Origin of the sequence: Paraburkholderia sp. BR10937 (assembly GCF_040965695.1) — a bacterium.
Classification (GTDB): Bacteria; Pseudomonadota; Gammaproteobacteria; order Burkholderiales; family Burkholderiaceae; genus Paraburkholderia.
In genome coordinates this window covers 1-17,980 of sequence record NZ_JBFRCL010000042.1, presented here as the reverse complement: position 1 = coordinate 17,980, position 17,980 = coordinate 1, and the positions used below count along the sequence as shown (strand labels likewise).

The 17,980-nt window shown below is 64.6% G+C and carries 17 protein-coding genes; 11 read left to right on the top strand and 6 right to left on the bottom strand.

The window, feature by feature from the left end:
• Positions 1–37 precede the first annotated feature (37 nt).
• From AB4Y44_RS28945 to AB4Y44_RS28905, 9 genes are all read left to right on the top strand, one after another.
• Complete coding sequence (locus tag AB4Y44_RS28945) at positions 38–1,000, top strand: NmrA/HSCARG family protein (RefSeq protein WP_342919923.1); 963 nt, start codon at positions 38–40, stop codon at positions 998–1,000.
• Positions 1,001–1,322: 322 nt separating this feature from the next.
• The gene (locus AB4Y44_RS28940; protein ID WP_342919922.1) at positions 1,323–2,210 is read left to right on the top strand and encodes a TauD/TfdA family dioxygenase; all 888 of its coding nucleotides are present in this window, start codon (positions 1,323–1,325) and stop codon (positions 2,208–2,210) included.
• The gene (locus AB4Y44_RS28935) at positions 2,207–3,583 is read left to right on the top strand and encodes an NtaA/DmoA family FMN-dependent monooxygenase (RefSeq protein ID WP_368701517.1); all 1,377 of its coding nucleotides are present in this window, start codon (positions 2,207–2,209) and stop codon (positions 3,581–3,583) included. The genes AB4Y44_RS28940 and AB4Y44_RS28935 overlap by 4 nt, the downstream gene beginning before the upstream one ends.
• A gap of 29 nt (positions 3,584–3,612) precedes the next feature.
• The gene (locus tag AB4Y44_RS28930) at positions 3,613–4,845 is read left to right on the top strand and encodes an SfnB family sulfur acquisition oxidoreductase (protein WP_342919920.1); all 1,233 of its coding nucleotides are present in this window, start codon (positions 3,613–3,615) and stop codon (positions 4,843–4,845) included.
• A 78-nt stretch (positions 4,846–4,923) separates the two neighbouring features.
• Complete coding sequence (locus tag AB4Y44_RS28925) at positions 4,924–6,576, top strand: ABC transporter substrate-binding protein (RefSeq protein WP_368701516.1); 1,653 nt, start codon at positions 4,924–4,926, stop codon at positions 6,574–6,576.
• Positions 6,577–6,588: 12 nt separating this feature from the next.
• Entirely contained in the window at positions 6,589–7,614 is a 1,026-nt protein-coding gene (locus AB4Y44_RS28920; RefSeq protein WP_368683285.1) for an ABC transporter permease, read from the top strand.
• Positions 7,614–8,492, top strand: coding sequence for an ABC transporter permease (locus AB4Y44_RS28915; protein ID WP_069261284.1), 879 nt, complete (start codon positions 7,614–7,616; stop codon positions 8,490–8,492). Before AB4Y44_RS28920 ends, AB4Y44_RS28915 begins: the two co-directional genes overlap by 1 nt.
• Positions 8,489–9,484 (top strand): ABC transporter ATP-binding protein, encoded by a 996-nt coding sequence (locus AB4Y44_RS28910; protein ID WP_368701515.1) that lies wholly within the window; start codon positions 8,489–8,491, stop codon positions 9,482–9,484. Before AB4Y44_RS28915 ends, AB4Y44_RS28910 begins: the two co-directional genes overlap by 4 nt.
• The gene (locus tag AB4Y44_RS28905) at positions 9,477–10,280 is read left to right on the top strand and encodes an ABC transporter ATP-binding protein (RefSeq protein ID WP_368701514.1); all 804 of its coding nucleotides are present in this window, start codon (positions 9,477–9,479) and stop codon (positions 10,278–10,280) included. The genes AB4Y44_RS28910 and AB4Y44_RS28905 overlap by 8 nt, the downstream gene beginning before the upstream one ends.
• Here AB4Y44_RS28905 and AB4Y44_RS28900 read toward each other — a convergent pair.
• From AB4Y44_RS28900 to AB4Y44_RS28875, 6 genes are read right to left on the bottom strand one after another with little or no spacing between them, the layout of a single operon-like run.
• A complete protein-coding gene (locus tag AB4Y44_RS28900; RefSeq protein ID WP_342919915.1) occupies positions 10,231–10,548 on the bottom strand; it encodes a ferredoxin family protein in 318 nt (105 codons plus the stop codon). The two genes, AB4Y44_RS28905 and AB4Y44_RS28900, sit on opposite strands and share 50 nt — an antisense overlap.
• Positions 10,545–12,164, bottom strand: coding sequence for an FAD-dependent oxidoreductase (locus AB4Y44_RS28895; RefSeq protein WP_368701549.1), 1,620 nt, complete (start codon positions 12,162–12,164; stop codon positions 10,545–10,547). Before AB4Y44_RS28895 ends, AB4Y44_RS28900 begins: the two co-directional genes overlap by 4 nt.
• 13 nt (positions 12,165–12,177) lie before the next feature.
• The gene (locus AB4Y44_RS28890) at positions 12,178–12,987 is read right to left on the bottom strand and encodes an ABC transporter permease (protein WP_368701513.1); all 810 of its coding nucleotides are present in this window, start codon (positions 12,985–12,987) and stop codon (positions 12,178–12,180) included.
• A gap of 11 nt (positions 12,988–12,998) precedes the next feature.
• Positions 12,999–13,799 (bottom strand): ABC transporter ATP-binding protein, encoded by an 801-nt coding sequence (locus AB4Y44_RS28885; protein ID WP_069261290.1) that lies wholly within the window; start codon positions 13,797–13,799, stop codon positions 12,999–13,001.
• Positions 13,800–13,827: 28 nt separating this feature from the next.
• Entirely contained in the window at positions 13,828–14,856 is a 1,029-nt protein-coding gene (locus tag AB4Y44_RS28880; RefSeq protein ID WP_368701512.1) for an ABC transporter substrate-binding protein, read from the bottom strand.
• Between the two features lie 34 nt (positions 14,857–14,890).
• On the bottom strand, positions 14,891–15,823 hold the full coding sequence (locus AB4Y44_RS28875) for a TauD/TfdA family dioxygenase (RefSeq protein ID WP_342924217.1): 933 nt from the start codon (positions 15,821–15,823) through the stop codon (positions 14,891–14,893).
• A 672-nt stretch (positions 15,824–16,495) separates the two neighbouring features.
• On the opposite strand from AB4Y44_RS28875, the gene AB4Y44_RS28870 reads away from it, so the two are divergent.
• Both AB4Y44_RS28870 and AB4Y44_RS28865 read left to right on the top strand, forming a co-directional pair.
• Entirely contained in the window at positions 16,496–17,275 is a 780-nt protein-coding gene (locus AB4Y44_RS28870) for an HAD-IIB family hydrolase (RefSeq protein WP_368701511.1), read from the top strand.
• 567 nt (positions 17,276–17,842) lie between these two features.
• Positions 17,843–17,980 (top strand): porin (locus AB4Y44_RS28865; protein ID WP_368701548.1); only part of this gene is annotated, 138 nt, incomplete at its 3' end.

Sequence of the window (17,980 nt, the reverse complement as noted above, 5' to 3'; positions counted from 1 at the left end):
ATACCATGAATCACCTCTGCTAACGAGGAGAGTGAACATGTCAGTCAATCCGAAAACCGGCGGCCCGGTCTCCAGGAACCGTGTCGGCGGGAACCCCGTGCTCGTCTTTGGCGCAACGGGACAACAGGGAGGAGCGGTCGCCTCTGCGCTCAGGGCGAATGGATGGGCAGTCAGGGCATTCGTCCGCGATCCTGCCAGCGCCAGAGCGAAGTCGCTGGCTTCGCTAGGCGCGGATATGGCGGTGGGCGACCTGGCGGACAGCGCGTCGATCCGACGCGCGATGAAAGGCATTTATGGCGTTTTCAGCGTGCAGCCAAGCTCAGGGCAAGGCGCAGTGTACGGGGTGTCCGACGAGGAGGAAATCCGCTACGGCAAGGCCATTGCGGACATTGCGCTGGAATCGGGTGTCGAGCACCTGGTTTATACGTCGGTCAATGCGGCCGGCGAAGAAAAGACCGGAATGGGTCATTTCGACAGCAAATCGGAGATAGAAGCGCACATCCGTCGTCTTGATCTGAACAGCACAATTGTGCGTCCCGCCGGATTCATGGAAATGCTGATGCTGCCGGGCATGGGTCTAGACAAGGACATCTTTACGTTCTTCCTTCGCGAGGAGCAACGCGGACAGATCATTGCCGTTCAGGACATCGGCAAGATCGTCGCCACGATATTCTCTGCACCGGAACGCTACGTTGGACGGACCATCGAAATCGCGGGCGACGAACTCACCGCCGCGCGCCTGCGGGAAAGCCTTAGCCGCGCCGCAGGCACACCGATCGCCTATCACCGCTTTGCGGACAGTCTGCTGGAACAGAACCCGTTCCTTGGCCGACTGGCGAGCCTGATTGACGAAGATCGGCTCACCGGCCACGCGGATATCCGGGCACTCGACCGCGAATTCGGTCCGCTTCTTCGCTTCGACGAATGGCTGGCCGGCCCCGGCAAGCCGCTTCTTGAGAACGCGCGCCGCGCAATCGACGCGCCGATCGCGCTTCGCTGACAGTTCCCGAAGGCGCATCCGCGATGCGCCTTTTCGCCACCACGGCTTCTTCAATATGGTTGCACGAGCAACCACAAAAATATATATCGAAGCCCCTCATTTACGTCAATGCAGATTGGCGTAAAAACATCCATATCAACACGCCTGCGTCGTCGCATCGCGCAATATCGGCGAATACACCAATAAGCCGTAAGCGCACCCCTGTTCGTGCTTTATTTATACAAAAAAATAATTTCCAGTTCCGATTCGCGCGAACTTACACTCGACTTTCTCAAATTACGTCGTATACCTAATCGACAAACGACGCGCCAATTCCATCGATATGACAGACATCTCGACCAATGAGTCACGGGCGGACGCCTTCACGATCGCTCCGCTCGATGCACCGCTCGGCGCGCAAGTGAACGGTTTCGACGGGGCAAGTGCCGCGAGCGCGGCGCAGATCCTTGCGCTCAAGCAGGCGCTGCGCGACCATCACATTCTCATCTTCAAGAACCAGCAACTCGATGACACGGCCTTCAGACGGCTCGCGTCGTGGTTCGGCTCCGTCTACGTGCCGCCCCGCGATGCGCCCGTGCTCGGCTCGCATGACGACGGCACTGTCCCGGACATCGTGCTCGTCTCGAATGTCGACGACGGCGTGCTCGGCAACATCGAGCTACCCGCGCATTCTGATCACCACTGGACGCCGCAACCTTCGTCGGGCTCGCTGCTTTATGCGCTCGAAGTGCCGGAGAACGGCGGCGATACGACCTGGTACAACCTCGCGGCGGCGTACGACGCGTTGCCCGCCGATCTTCGCTCGCAGATCAACGGCCTGCGGCTCATCACGTACAACCCGTTCCTTCGGCGCAAACATCCGCTGCCGGAAGGCATTCCGCTTTATCGGCATCCCGGCATTGAGCCGCTGCGTCCGTTCATCGATCACCCGCTCGTGCGTACCCACCCCGAAAGCGGCCGCCGCTTGATCTATCTGGGCGCGCGCACCGAAGTCGAGCTTGTCGATTACGAGCCGGGCGCAGGCGCGCAACTCATCGAGGCCTTGCGGGCCCATATCCTCTCGCCGCGATTCGCCTACCGGCACCGCTGGAGCGTTGGCGATATTGTGTTCTGGGACAACCAAGCCACCCTGCACGGCCGCGACGATTTCGACTCCGGCGAACGGCGCGTCCTCAAGCGCATCAGCCTTGCGGGGAGCGGTCCGTTTTGAGCAGCCAGGCTGAACCGCGTCACCTGCTGTTGAACGCGTTCGACATGAACGCGCCGGGTCATCTGTCGCACGGACTCTGGACGCATCCGAACGACACCGCCCTGCGCTACACCGACGCCGCGTACTGGCTTCAACTTGCGCGCGTGCTCGAACAAGGCCTGTTCGACGGGCTCTTTCTCGCGGATGCGCTCGGCGTGTACGACGTCTACGGCGGTGGCCCCGAAGCCGCGCTCGCACACGCCATTCAAACACCCGTGAACGATCCGGTTCCCGTCGTGAGCATGATGGCGGCCGTCACCGAGCATCTCTCGTTCGGCCTCACCGCGCAAACGGGAGTCGAGCCGCCCTACCTGCTGGCGCGGCGCTTCTCAACACTCGATCATCTGAGCCGCGGACGCGTTGGCTGGAACATCGTGACCGGCTTTCTCGACAGCGCGGCGCGCGCAAGCGGCGCCGGCGGGGCAATCGGTCATGACGAGCGCTACGAACGCGCTGACGACTACCTGGCAGGCCTCTACCGGCTCTGGGAAACCAGTTGGGCCGACGACGCCGTGCTGCGCGATCGCGCCACCGGCCGCTTCGCCGATCCCGCGAAGATTCGCACCATCCGGCACGACGGCCCCTGGCATCCGTTCGAGGCCATCCATCTGAGCGAACCATCACCTCAGCGCTCGCCCGTGCTGTATCAGGCTGGCGCGTCGGCGCGCGGCATGGACTTCGCCGTGCGCCACGCCGAGTGCATCTTCCTGCCCAATCACGGCCTCGACGCGACGGCCGCTCATGCGCGCGCGCTTGAGGCGCACCTGATGCGCCACGGACGCTCGCGCGAGGACGTGCGGCTTTTCACGAGCGTCGTCGTTGTGGTTGCGCAAACGCGCCGCGAGGCGCTCGAGCGCTACGAGTCCTACCGCCGCCACGCGCAGCCGCTGGCCGCACTCGTGCAGCTTGCGAGCGCGACCGGGATCGACTTTTCGCGCTACGGACTCGACGAACCCATTACCGCCGCCGCCGGCAACGGCATTCAATCGGCCGTTGCCGGTCTGTCACGCGCGGGCGAGCCCGTGACCGTGCGCGGCCTGCTTGCGCAAGCGCCACTGGGCGGCCGCTTCGAGCCCATCGTGGGCGATCCGGCCGAGGTCGCGAACCGGCTGATCGATTTCGCGGATCGCACCGGCATCGACGGATTCAATCTGGTGCGCACCGTCACGCCGCAATGCTTTGCGGACATCGCACGGCTCGTGATTCCGGAGCTGCAAACGCGCGGTCGCTTCAAGACAGCCTATGCGCCCGGCACGTACCGCGAAAAACTGTTTGGGCAAGGTCGCGCGCGGCTGCCTGCCAATCATCCGGGCCGCGCGCACAGCGACGCGTGACGGTACGCTTATCTCGACATGGACTTCCTGTGACCACCGAAACGATTACCTGGCACGGCATCGCTGCGCACGCAACCGAAGTCACCGTCATCGCCGACGATACCGCCGCGCTCGAAGCGGCCCGGCGCTTTGCCGACTCGATCGCCGGCAGCGCGGCGGATCGCGACCGCGAGCGCGCGTTGCCGCACGAAGAAATCGAAGCCTTCGTGCGCACCGGCCTGTGGGGGATCACCGTGCCGCGCAGCCACGGCGGCGCGGCCGTCTCGCATGTCACGCTCGCCGAGGTGCTCGCCGTCGTGTCCGAAGCCGATCCCGCCATCGGACAGATCCCGCAAAATCACTATTGTCTCGTCGACGCGGTGCGCCTCATCGGCAACGATGCGCAGCAGGCGCTGTTCTTTCGCGAGGCCCTGGCCGGCAGGCGTTTCGGCAACGCCGTGTCCGAAACGGGCACCGCCAATTCGAAAACCATGCACACGCGCCTTGTGCGCAGCGGCGGCGCATGGCGCCTGAACGGGCGCAAGGCTTACTCCACAGGCGCGCTCTTCGCGCACTGGGTGCCTGTTGCCGCCGTCGACGACGAGGGCCATCAATGGCTCGCCTATGTGCCCAGGAACAGCCCGGGCCTGCAGGTGATCGACGACTGGGACGGCTTCGGCCAGCGCACGACGGCCAGCGGCACGGTACTTCTCGATGACGTTCACGTGGACGCGCTGCACGTGTTGCCGCGCGACCGCCTTTTTTCGCCCCCCACGATCCACGGGCCGTTCGCGCAGTTGCTGCATGCGGCCATCGATCTGGGCATCGCGCGCGCCGCGCTGAGCGACCTGCGCTTCTGGCTGCGCAATAAGGCGCGTCCGTGGGCCGATAGCGGCGCCGTACACGCGAGCGAAGATCCGCTCACGCTCAACAAGGTAGGCGCGCTGATCGTGCGCCTGCACGCGGCCGAAGGCCTGCTCACGCGCGCGGGCCAAGCCCTCGACGCCGCGCGCGCAGCGCCGGCAAGCGAAGCCGCCGCCGTCACCGCGGCCTCCATCGCCGTGGCCGAGGCCAAGATCATGACCACCGAACTCGCACTCGACGCATCGACCACCTTGATCGAGTTCGGCGGCAGTCAATCGACATTGCGCAGCTACGCGCTCGACCGGCACTGGCGCAACGCGCGCACGCATACCGTGCATGATCCGGTGCGCTGGAAATACAACGTTGTCGGCGCGCACTGGCTCAACGGCACCGAGCCCGCCCGCCACGCTTCGGTCTGATGTATCCACCGCATCACCTGCACGCTTCGCACGCGCCACACGCGTGAAGCCCCTTCAAACGACGACAGCAAGACGAACATGACAACGCTCACCAGACGCCGCTTCCTGATCGGCACGGGCCTCGCCGCGGGCGCAGGATTCACCGGGCTCGCGGCCGCGCCCGCCAGCGCCGTGCCCACGTCCGTGCCGACGCCGCAGCGCCGTGAAATTGTCCGCGTGCTCGCCGAGGGCGTCGGCAATTCGCTCGACCCGCACGGCGACGGCGTGTCCCGCGAATCGCTCGGGCTTTTCACGAATGTCTATGACCGCCTCGTCAGCTTCGATCGCAAAGCGCTCGACTCCGCGAGCGCGCGCAAGCTCGACGCCTGGCGCTACGACTACGACCACCTGAAGGGCGAACTGGCCGAATCGTTCCGGTCGACGCAAGACGGCCGCAGCCTCACGTTTCATTTGCGGCGTGATGCGACCTTCCACGACGGCCGCCCCGTCACCGCCGACGACGTCAAATGGTCGCTCGACCGCGCGGTGAGCCTGCCCGCGTCGAAGCGCCAGCTTGCAACCGGCTCGCTCACCGATCCCGCGCAGTTCGTCGTGGTCAACCCCCACACGCTGCGCATCGATCTGCCGCGCGCGGACCGCTACGCGTTGCCCAACCTCGCGCTGACCTTCGCTTCGGTGCTGAACGCGACGGAGGTGAAGTCGCATGCCGAGACCGGCGATCCGTGGGGAACCAACTGGTTGCGCAGTCATTCGGCGGGCGGCGGTGCGTATCGGCTGGCCGCGTGGCAGAGTCAACAGCAGGTCGCCTACGAGCGCTTCGACGGCTGGCGCAGCGGCGACTTGCCGTTCGTCCGGCGCGCCATCGTCCAGGCCGTACCCAGCGCTTCGAACCGGCTCGCCGCGCTGCAGCGTGGCGATGCGGACATCGTGCTGCAACTGCCCCCGCGTGAATTCGCCTCCCTGGAAGGGAAAGCCGGCGTCGCGGCACTGTCGATTCCGGTCACCAACACGTTCCGCTTCGTCGCGTTCAATACCCGGCTGGCCCCGTTCGACTCGGTAAAGGTGCGTCAGGCCATCGCCTACGCGCTGCCCTATGAATCGCTGTTCGACGGCGTCAATCACGGCAAGGGCGCACCGCTGTTCGGCGCGGCGGCGGGTACAGCGCCGTCGGCCGCGTGGCCGCAGCGCTACCCTTACGCGACGAATGTCGAACGCGCACGCGCGTTGCTCAAGGAAGCGGGCCACCCCGACGGCTTCCAGACCACGCTGAGCTACAACGCGACGGACGCCGCCATTGCCGAGCCCGCTGCGCTGCTGATCCAGGACGCACTGAAGGCGATCGGCGTGCAGGTGGCGCTCGACAAATCGTCGGGCGCGCAATGGGGCGAGTTGCAAACCGACAAGCGGCTCGGTTTCTTCATCGATTCGTCGTCGGCCTGGTTCAACGCCCCCGACTACTACTACCGGATCTTCTTCGAAGGCGACTGGCGCTGGAACTTCGGATCGTTCGACAGCCCTGCGCTCGTGCGCCTCACCGACGCCGCGCGATGGGAAAGCGACACGAGCCGCTACGATCAGTTGATGCGCGACGCCGCGAAGCTCGTTACCGAACAGGTACCGCTGATACCGCTGTGGCAGCCCGCATTCGACGTCGCCACGCGCGACGACCTGCGCGGCTTCACCTACTACATCCACGGCCAGGTGGATTTCCGAACGCTCTCGCGCGCGTAGCGCCGCCGCACCATGTCCTTCGCTTTCTTCAAGCGCGTTTCGGTCCGCGTGGCGGCCACGGTACCGGTGGTATTGGCGGCGGCCGTCTTCACCTTCGTGCTCGTGCGCCTGCTGCCCGGCGATCCCGCCGCGCAGCTCGCCTCAGGCATGCAGTCCGACGCGCGCGGGCTCGCCGAAATCCGCCGCCATCTGGGCCTCGATGCCTCGATGCCCGGGCAGCTTTGGCACTGGCTGAACGGACTCGCGCACGGCGATTGGGGGCGCTCGTTCACGACGGGCGGCGCGGTGCTCGACGAACTGCTGGCGCGCCTGCCGGCAACGCTCGAATTGACCGTGAGCGGCTTCCTGCTGGCCATCTTCGCGGGCATCCCGCTTGGCGTCGCGGCGGCCTGCGCGCGCGACACGGCAATCGACCGCTTTGCCCGCGCCGTCTCGAGCGCCGGTAGCTGCCTGCCGACCTTCTTCGTTGCATTGCTGCTCGTCTATGTGTTCTATTACCGCCTCGGCTGGGCGCCCGAGCCGACCGGCCGCCTCGACGCATTGCTCGCGCCGCCGCCCGAACGCACAGGCTTCGTCTTCGTCGATGCATGGCTGAGCGGCGACGTGCAAGCCGCCCTCGATGCGTTGCGCCGGCTCGTGTTGCCCGCGATCTCGATGGCCATCTTCGGCTTGCCGCCGCTCGTGCGCATCACACGCTCGGCGCTGCTCACAGGCCTCGCCGCCGACCCGGTGCGCAGCGCGCGCAGCCTCGGTCTCTCGCGGGCAAAGGTGCTGTGGACTTACGCGCTCGCGCCGGTCGCGGCGCCGATCATCACGGCGTCCGGCATGATGTTCTCGTACATGCTCGCGGCCAACGTGATCGTCGAAAAGATCTTTGCGTGGCCGGGCATCGGCTCCTACGCGCTCGACGCGCTGAACAACGCCGACTATGCACCGCTTCAAGGCTTCGTACTGTTCGTCGCGATCGCATTCGCGGTGCTGAATCTCATCGTCGATCTGCTGATTCAGTGGATCGACCCGCGCGCGAGGGTCGCCTGATGTTCGCCACGCTCGTTCGTCGCGCACCGGCGCGCATCGCCGTCAAGCTGAGCTTCCTCGCGCAGCGATGGAGCCACGCGGGTGGACGCAAACTGCGCGCGCTCGTGCCGCCCGCGGCCTTGCTCGCCGTCGCACTCGCGGGCCCCTCGTTCGTCGCCGATCCGACCGCGCCCCATGTCGCGCATATGCTCGCGCCGCCTTCGCTCGCACACTGGTTCGGCACCGATGCGATCGGCCGGGATCTGTTCGCACGGGTCGTGGTCGCCACGCGGCTCGATCTGTCGATCGCGCTCGGCGCCGTCGGCATTGCGGCGCTCGCGGGCAGCGTGCTTGGCGCCGCGTCCGGCCTCGCGGGCGGGCGCATCGACCGGCTGCTGCAGCGTGTGGTGGACGTGTTCATGGCGTTTCCCCTGTTCGTCGTCGCGCTAGCGCTCGTTGCCGTGCTCGGCAATTCGGTGAGCAGTGTGGTGCTCGCGACGGCGCTCATCAATATTCCGTTCTACGCCCGCCTCGCGCGCGCCGAGATCGCCGCACGCCGCGAGGCAAACTACGTGCACGCCGCCCGACTCTTCGGCTGGAGCGATACGAAGATCCTGCTGCGCGTCCTCCTGCCCGGCGCACTGCCTGCGCTATGCGCACAGATGACCGTCAACCTGGGCTGGGCGATGACCAATAGCGCGGGCCTCTCGTTTCTAGGCATGGGTGTGCGGCCGCCCGCGGCCGAATGGGGCGTGCTCGTCGGCGAAGGCGCGCCGTACATGATGACGGGTCAATGGTGGCTCGCCACGTTCCCGAGCCTCGCGCTCGCGCTGGCGGTGTTCTTGCTCAACGGGGCAGGCGACAGTTTGCGCGACGCTTTCGACCCTCGTTCACGATGACCGATCCATCAACCGTCACTGACTCTCTGCTGGAGATTCGCAACCTGCGGATTGAACTCGCCTCGCACGGTCGCACGCACACGTTGATCGACGGCATCGACCTGCGTATCGCGCGCGGCGAAGCCGTGGCGTTGATCGGCGAGAGCGGCTCGGGCAAGTCACTCACCGCGCTTGCCGTGATGAACCTGCTGCCGCCCGCGCTGCACGCGAGCGGTGGCGCGCTGCGATGGCATGAAGCACGCGGCGGTGCGCCAGCCGCAGCGATGGTGTTCCAGAATCCGCGCGCCGCGCTCAATCCCGTGCGGCGCATCGGGCAGCAATTCGACCACGTGTTGCGAACCATGCGCGTGCCCCGCCGGGCGCGCGCGCAGCGTGCGGTGCAACTGCTCGAACAGGTCGCGATGTCGCCCGCGCAACGCTATCTGCGTGCCTGGCCGCACGAGCTTTCGGGCGGCCTGTGCCAGCGCGTATCGCTTGCCCTCGCGCTCGCACGCGAGGCCGCGCTACTCGTCGCGGACGAACCGACCACCGGCCTCGACGCCGTGACGCAGTCCCAGGTGCTCACACTCATTGGCGAGTTGCGGCGCGCACGCCGCATGGCGCTGCTCCTGATCACGCACGATCTGGGTGCGGCGCTTCATCACAGCGATCGCGTCGCGGTCATGCACGCGGGTCAACTCGTTGAAGTGCTGCCGTCGCGCGACTTTTTGCGCAATGCGCGCCACCCCTACTCGCGCGCGCTCATCAGCGCAACGCCGGCGCTCGTCTCCACACTCGGGCAATTGCGGGGCTTGCCAGGAGAGCTTCCCGAACTCGCACACATTGATCGGGCCGCCTGCCGCTTTCACGCGCGCTGCGCGAATGCCACACCACAATGCGTCGAGGCGGCGCCGCCCGTCGTCGAAACGACCAGCGGCGGACACCTTCGATGCTGGCACCCTGCGCCGGCCGACGCGCTTTCCACCCTGCCCCTGACGGATTGCCATGCTTGAAGTTGCCGGCCTGACCAAACACTATCGATCGCAAGCGGCAGTCAAGCGCGTCTCGTTCAAGCTCGCGCGCGGCGAAACGCTCGGCCTGATCGGGCAGTCGGGCAGCGGCAAGTCCACGCTCGCGAACCTGCTCGCGCGTCTCGACGATCCCGACGAAGGCACGATCCGCTTCGAGGGCGAGGACATCGCCGCGACGCCGGCGCGACGCAGCGCGCGCGCCGCGTGGCGGCGGCGCATCCAACTCGTGTTTCAGGACGCGCGAGACAGCATCGATCCGCGAGCCAGCGCCTTCGACGCCATCGTAGCAGCGTTGCCGCCACGCTTTGGCTCGTGTGCGGAGGTAAGCGAACGCGTTCTCGCGCTCGCGCACAGCGTGGAGTTGCCGCGTTCGCGGCTCGCGTTGCGCCCGCATCAGCTTTCGGGCGGCGAAGCCGCCCGCGTGGGCATCGCGCGCGCGATTGCGAGCGAGCCGGACCTGCTCATCCTCGACGAACCGACGGCCGCGCTCGATGTGTCGGTCCAGGCCGGCGTCCTGCGCACGCTCGACCAGCTGCGAGAGCGTCACGGCATGGCCATGCTGTTCATTTCGCACGATCTCGACGTCGTGCGCATCCTCTGCGCACGAGCGCTCGTCATGTACGCCGGGGAGATCGTCGAAAACGCGAGCACGGACGCGCTATTCGCCGACCCACGGCATCACCATACGCGCGCACTGCTTGGCACGCGTCTTTCGCTGCCTCTGGCGCTCAATGCGCACGCGCCAACAGCTCATAACTCGCGTCCTCGGCTGCCGTAGCCTGACGGCCGCGGCCCCATCCCACCGCGCGGCGATAGCTTCCCACCAGCGCCCGGTCCACATTGAGTTCCGGGCACGGTGCAGGCTCCGGCGCGACGAAGAGCGCGTCTTCGGGGCAATAGAGCTCGCACATGAAACAGGTCTGGCAGTCCTCCTGCCTCGCGATGCGCGGCACGCCATCCGGCACGGCATCGAACACATTGGTCGGGCACGCGCGCACGCAGATATTGCAGCCCGTGCAAAGCGACGAATCGACGATCTCGATCACGCGGCCACCCCCACGCTGGCTACACCATACACGCGCTCGACCCACACCTCATCGAGCCCGCCGCTCAACAGCCGGTGACGCTGCGCCGGGTCGGCGGCGGCGTACTCGTGCCGCCGATGCATGCCCCGCGTCTCCTTGCGCTGCAACGCGCTGCGATACATCCATCGCGAATTCGCTAGCATTGCCGCGGCTTCGCGCGCACGCACGGCCGCGCGCGCGCCAGGCGCCGAGCGGGCGCCGCTCACGTGGCGCCATAGCGCGTCGAGCCGCGTGAGGGAGTCTTCGAGCAGATCGGCGCGGCGCGTCCAGTTGCGCTGCGTGGGAAAGACCTCCTGCTGGACCGCGCGGATCACGGCCTCGCTGTCGAAGGTGGCCGGGCTCGCGCCATCGCGCAATGCCACGGTTCCCGCCTCATAGAGTCGGCGTGCGGTGCGCGCCGACCTTCGCTCATGGGCGTAATCAGCAGCGCCGGCCCCGGCCCAGAATCCCGACGACATTGCCCATGCCGCGTTATGACTGCCGCCGCCCGTGAAGCCGCCGCAGATCAGCTCGCGGGTGGCCGCGTCGCCTGCCGCGTAAAGACCTTCCACGGACGTCGCGCACGTTTCGTCGACGAGATGCAGGCCGCCTGTGCCGCGCACCGTGCCCTCCAGCCGCAGGGTCACGGGAAAATGCTGCGTGAAGGGGTCGATGCCGCGCCGGTCGAACGGCAGAAAGAAGTTAGGCTGGGCACGACGCATCCATGCGCGGATATCTTCATCGGCTCGATCGAGGCACGCGTATACTGGCTGCGTTTCGAGCGTTTTCGCGATCACGCCGCGGCCATGCGAGGAGCCCGCGCCTTCGATCACGCTGCCCGCTTCGTCGTAGAACGTCGCCCACGTATAGAACAGCGATTTCGTCACCGACGCAAACGCGGGCCCCAGCCCATAGGCGTTCGAAAACTCCATGCCCGAAAACGATGCGCCCGCCTCGGCCGCCATCAACTGACCATCGCCCGTCAAGACGTTGCAGCCCAGCGCGTTGCTGAGGAACGCACAGCCGCCGGTCGCAATGATCACGCTGCCGGCTTTCACGATCCACGTTTCATCCGTTTGACGATGTACACCCTTCGCGCCCGCGACTACGCCGCGCTCGTCGATCAGCAGTTCGAGCGCGGGACTATGGTCGTGAATGCGCGCGCCGCTGGCTTTCACCCGCTTGCGCAGCAGCCGCATATATTCGGGGCCTTGCAAGGACGTGCGCTTCTCCAGCCCTGCGTTGTCGACAGGAAACGGATAGCCCCACTGCGCGAGTCGTTCGCAGTTGATCCACGTCTGTTCGAGCACGCGATCCATCCACGCCTGCTCGGCGAGTTCGCCGCCCAGCTTGAAGCGGCTCGCCTTCGCGAACTCACGCGCGCTCTCCTCCGGCGCGACGTGCCACACACCGGTTCCGGACGGCGCGGTGGCGCCCGAGGTGCCGCAAAAACCCTTGTCGACGAGCGCCACCTTCGCGCCGCGCGCCGACGCGCCTATGGTCGCCCACGCGCCAGCCGGACCGCCGCCGATCACGAGAACGTCAGCGTCGTACCATGCCTGCGCGGACGACGACGTTACCGCTCCGCTTCGATTCATCATTGCCCCATCCTTAACGAATACCTTGCCACGCTGTGAGGCGCCGTTCGACGAACACCACGGCGTGATTGAACGCGAGGCCGAGCACGGCGAGCGTGACGATGCCCGCGTACATCTTCGGAATCTCGAACGTGTATTGGGAGTAGTTCACGAGATAGCCCAATCCCGCCTTCGCGCCCACCATCTCGGCTGCAATCAGCACGAGTATCGAGTACGCGCCCGCCACGCGAATGCCCGTGAATACGGCAGGCACCGATGCGGGCAGAACGACCTTCACGAACAGACGAAGCGGGCCGAGCCCCATCGATCGCGCCGAGCGGATCAACAATGCGTCGACGTTGCGCACGCCGCTCACCGTATTGAGCACGACGGGCCAGATGCAGGAATAGACCACCATCGAAATCTTCGATGTCTCGCCCATGCCGAGCACGAGCACGAACACCGGCAGCAGCGCGAGCGGCGCCGTGTTGCGAAAAATCTCCAGCAACGGGTTGAGCAGGTCCCCGAGCGTGCGATACCAGCCGATCAGGAGGCCCAACGGCACGCCGAGCGCCACCGCGATCGCGAAACCGCTCGCTGCACGCACGGCGCTCGCCAGCAAGTTCGCGCCCAGTTCGCCCGATACGGCCATTTCGAACAATGCATGCAGTACTGTCGAGAATGGCGGCAGGAAAACGGGGTCTACCCATCCCGCACGCGGCAGCACTTCCCAGAGCGCGAGAAATGCGACCACGGCGACGCTGCCGCGCACGGCCCGCCAGGCTGCCAGCCAAACGGTCGACGCTGACATGCCCCGCTTCGATTCAACGGACAACGTACTCATGGTGATTCTCCTCACGCCGCTTGTGCGACCTGCCATTGCGCGTTGCCGCGACGTTGCCGGATTAGTTGCCAGATTTCATGGCGCAGGCGCACGAATTCCGGCGTCGAACGGATGTCCTCCGAAAGATCGCCGCGAGGCACATGCACGGGCAGCGTGTGGGTGACGCGCCCGGGTCCTGCTGTCATCACGAGCACGCGCTGGCCCAGATAGATCGCTTCGTCGATCGAATGCGTGATAAAGACGACGGTCGTGCCCGTGCGCTGCCAGATGCGCAACAGTTCGTCCTGCAGGCTTTCGCGCGTTTGCGCATCGAGCGCCGCGAACGGCTCGTCCATTAGCAGCACGTCGGGTTCGTAGGACAGCGCACGTGCAATCGCCACGCGCTGCTTCATGCCGCCGGAGAGTTCATGGGGATAGCGGTCGGCGAACGCGCCGAGCCCGACGAGATCGAGAAAGCGCCGCGCGCGCTCGGTGCGCTCACGCCTCGCGATCCCTTTCGCTTCCAGGCCGAATTCGATATTGCCGAGCGCAGTTTTCCAGGGAAAGAGCGCGTACTGCTGAAAGACTATGCCGCGATCGAGTCCCGGCCCGTCGATCTCGCGTCCGCCTATCAGTATCTTGCCGCGATCGGCCTGAGTGAGTCCGCCGATCAGGTCGAGCAGCGTAGTCTTGCCACAGCCGCTCGGCCCCACCAGTGCGACGAACTCGCCAGCCGCTACCTCGAACGAAACATCGTCGAGCACGACGAAATGCCCGCGCCTGTTCAGATGAAACGCTTTAACCACGTTGCGCACGCTAATCGATGCACTCATTGCGCTTTCCTCGCGTGATGACGCCGCCTCACTGGCTCGCGACTCGCTGGTTGAACGGATTGAACTGATTCGAATAGATGTCGCCCGGCTTCACCTGCCCAGCCTTCAGCACGCCGTTGTTCACGTACCAGTCGATATAGGTCGTGAAGTCGTCGGAGACAATCAGGCCGCCCTTGCCGCCCACGCCCGGCGACTTCCAGTAATTGACGATGGTGACGTCTTCATTGCGATGGCGCGCCTCGATGATCTTGTGCAACCGCGCGACGACTTCCGCGCGCGGCGTGTTCCGCGTCCATTCGATGGCGCGCGCCGTGCCTTCGACGAATTTGCGCACTGTATTCGGGTTCTGCGCGATGAATCGATCCGTGAAGAGATAACTCGCATACCCGAACGAACCGAAGAGCTGGTAGTCAGTCGTGAGCAGGCGTGCCCCGCCCTGGGCGAGTTCCTTGTCCTTCAGGATATCTTCCAGAAACACGGCATCGAGCTGCTTCTGCTTGAGCAGTTGCGCGAGATTCACGGGCGGCGCCGCGACGAACACCACCTTGTCGATGTCGGCCCGCGAAACGCCGGCCTTCTGCAGATACGCGGTCACCGCATACTGCTCGTAAGCGCCGGGCGTGTTCACGCCAATGCGGCGCCCGATCAGGTCACGTGGCCCCTTGATCGGACTGTCGTCGAGCACGAACAGCCCGCCATTGGTTTCCTTGTCGGTGCCGACATACGAAATCACAGCTTTCACGGGCGCGTGCGCCGCAACCAGCTTGACGATCGAACCGTTAAACGCACCGCCGAAATCGACGTCGCCCGTCACAGCCGCCTGAATGTCCTGGGGTCCGCTCGTCGTGTTACCTACCCATTTGAGCTTGATGGGCGCGAGATAGCCGAGGTCCTCGGCCAGCTCGGGATACAGCACTTTGCTCGCCCAGCCCTGATAACGCAGCTCCTGCTTCTCCGGCGTCTGCGCGAACGATGGCACCGACGCCGCAGTCGCCAGCATCGCTGCGATATAAAGGATGGCGAAACGTTTTCTATCAGGGGGGAGGCTGCGGTTCATGCGCGGATTTCCTTATAGGCGCGGCCAGTGCTTCCTAGAAAATACCGTCGTGCTCGAGCGTGATGCGATGAATGCGCCGCCGTGCCGACCCGTAGTCGCGCGCCGCGTAGTGCTGCACCTGGCGGTTGTCCCAGATCGCGACATCGCCCTGCCGCCACTCGAAGCGCGCCTGGACCTCGGGCGTCTTGATGAGGTCGTACAGATAGTTGAGCAAGCTCTGGCTCGCGGTTTTTGAAACACCGAGCAAGTGGCTCGTATGGCCTTCGTTGACGAACACGAGCTTGCGGCCGTTCTCAGGGTGGGTCTTGATCACCGATACCTCGATCGGCGGATACTTCTGCGCCGCGTCGCGCACGCGCGCAAGCCCCGCTTCCACGCTGTTCTCCTCGCTGCCTTCCGGAATGTCGTAGCCGCTCAGCAGTTCGGCGAGGGCGCCCTTTTTCGGCGAGGCGATGAAGGTATTCACCGCGGTCAGCTTCTCGAAGTAGCGGGCCAGATCGGCATCCAGCAAGTCGTAGACTGCCGCCGCCGAGGACCAGATCGTGTCGCCGCCGCCACCCTCGGGAATTTCCTGAGCGTGGAGAACCGTGGCTTTGGGTGGCTGAGGCTGCCAGGAGACATCGACGTGCCAGTTGTCCGTGCCGCCCGAGCGCGTCTTCTCGCTGTGTGCGATGACCTCGATCTCCGGAAAGCCCGCCACAGCAGGCAAATAGATGTTCTTGCGGATGGGATTGCCAAAAATGCGCGCGAGCGCCACATGCTGTTCGGGCGACAGCGTCTGCTCACGAAAAAAAATCACGCCGTGATCGACGAGTGCCTGACGCAGCGTTTGCCGATTCGCTTCGCTCAACGGCCCGGAGAGATCGACATTCTCGATCACCGCGCCGATCAACGGCTTGTAGCGACGCACGCGCAGGTCCTGATGACCGTCGGCTTGCGATTGGGGCTGCTCCAGTACCGTGCTCATTGCGTCCTCCGTGGTCAAGGGTGGAGAACATCAAACCATCCGCACCACAACGCGTGCAACGAAGGAATTGACGGACGCTCTTCAGCACGCACGTGGGTTGTATTGGCGAATCGATCATTTGGCGTGCTCGCAATCGGTTTCTATAGTCTAAAGTTCCGTTTCCGATGGGCGCGGCGTTCCATGCGACGGTGCGAAAGAATTTTGTTCCACTTGTCGACAGGAGTTCCGCCACGTACGCTATTAAACGTCAGCCGGGGGAAACTGCAGCGACGGGACTGGCAGGAAGCATCGGTGTATGGGGTATGACAAATGAAACTCTCACATAAACTACATTCGCGTACGGCGGCTCCGTTATGGGCCCTCGCCTTCGGCCTCCTGCTTTCGGTAACTGGCGTGGGCCTGTGGTGTCATGCGACGGCCGCGACTTCGGCAGGGCAGACGCGTCAGTCGCTTGCCGTCACCGCCATACTTCTGGGCGTGATTGCAGCGGTCTATGGGGTACACGAGCTTTCCCAGAGACGTCGCTAGGCAACGCCTTCGCGCGCAGAACGGCCTGTCACTCGTCGGAAGGTGTGCCTTAGCACGCAATCGGCGAAGCAATGCGTGATCCGCCTTTGGACGAGGCGTCCAGCGTCCCTCATAATCGGAGATTTAGTCGCCACAGGGACCCTTATGGAACCGCTATCGTCAGCGCCATTTCACGAGTTTTCCGGTGTCCAGTTTGTCTTCACCGACATGGACGAAACGCTGACATATCGTGGACGGCTGGCCGCACAAACCTATAACGCGCTCGAGCGATTGCAGTCGGCAGGCATCCGTGTGATTCCGGTCACCGCTGCGCCCGCCGGATGGTGCGATCAGATGGCCCGCATGTGGCCCGTGGATGGCGTCATTGCGGAGAACGGCGGCATCTTCATGAGGCGCGAGGCAAACGGCCATGGCGTCGAGCGCTCATGGTGGGTTCACGCGGAGAGCGTGACGGCAATGCAATCGCAGCTCAGTTCCATCGCAAGAGGTATTGAAGCGGCCATCCCCGAGGCCCGCATCGCGGACGACCAGGCGTTCCGCCTTGCCAGCCTGGCCTGGCAACGCACGGGAACTTCGCTGGACGACCGGATCGTGGCGGCGCTGAAAGCCGCCGGCGCGGACGCAACAGTCAACAATCTATGGGTGCTGGGCTGGCTTGGCGGCTACGACAAACTGTCGATGTCGCTGCGCGTTCTCGCCGGATCGTTCGGCACCACGCCGGAAGCCGCCACGAGGGTTGTTGCCTATTCCGGTGACTCGACAAATGACGCGCCGATGTTCGGTTTTTTCAGGCATACGGTGGGTGTCAGCACGGTGGTCGACTATCTGCCCGAGCTTCCGGTCGCGCCGCGATGGATAACACGTGGCCCCGGTGGTGCCGGGTTCGTCGAGTTCGCGGAGGCTATCCTGCGCGTGCGGCTGTGAGCTGCACAGCAGCCCGGCAGCACAAACGTCGTGCCTCGACTCCGCTGCGCGCCACCGGCATATCACCGACGAGGCGGTAAATCATGGCCTTGCGGCGCGAAAATCCCCGCGACGTGTCATCTCAATGTGTTGTATCGCCGCATCCACGCCATCGAGCAGTCTCTTGCGCGGCAACGCAGAATGTGCAGCACTGAATGCGGCCCCGGTTCAACAAGATACATGGACACATACGGAACGCGGCCCGGACGAGCAGCAGACGTGTCCGAGCCGCGCATTCACTGATTCAGCAGACGCGACCACCCTCGCTCAAGTCATACACAAAATCCGCATTCGCATCGCTGCACGGATAAATAACAGTATAAGAAATCGTTCGATAGCGACGATGTATTAGCCTTGACCACGGCTTCGACTACTCCGGAAAATGGTCACCGTTGCGCGAATTACCTGCAACAAATATCTATTCAATCGCTTCAATTTACTAATTCGTAGTCCATATCGAATTAATAAACTCTGCACCATTTTGAAACAGCTCTCCAGCAGCTGTCCTGTATTGAAAAACCATTTACGATGAAAAAAACACTTCTCGCCCTGACTTCGATCGCACTGTCACCCCTTGCTGCCTATGCCCAGAGCAGCGTGACCCTCTACGGTATCGTCACCGGCAACGTGACATACGTAAACAACGTTCAGACGGCCGCCACGCCG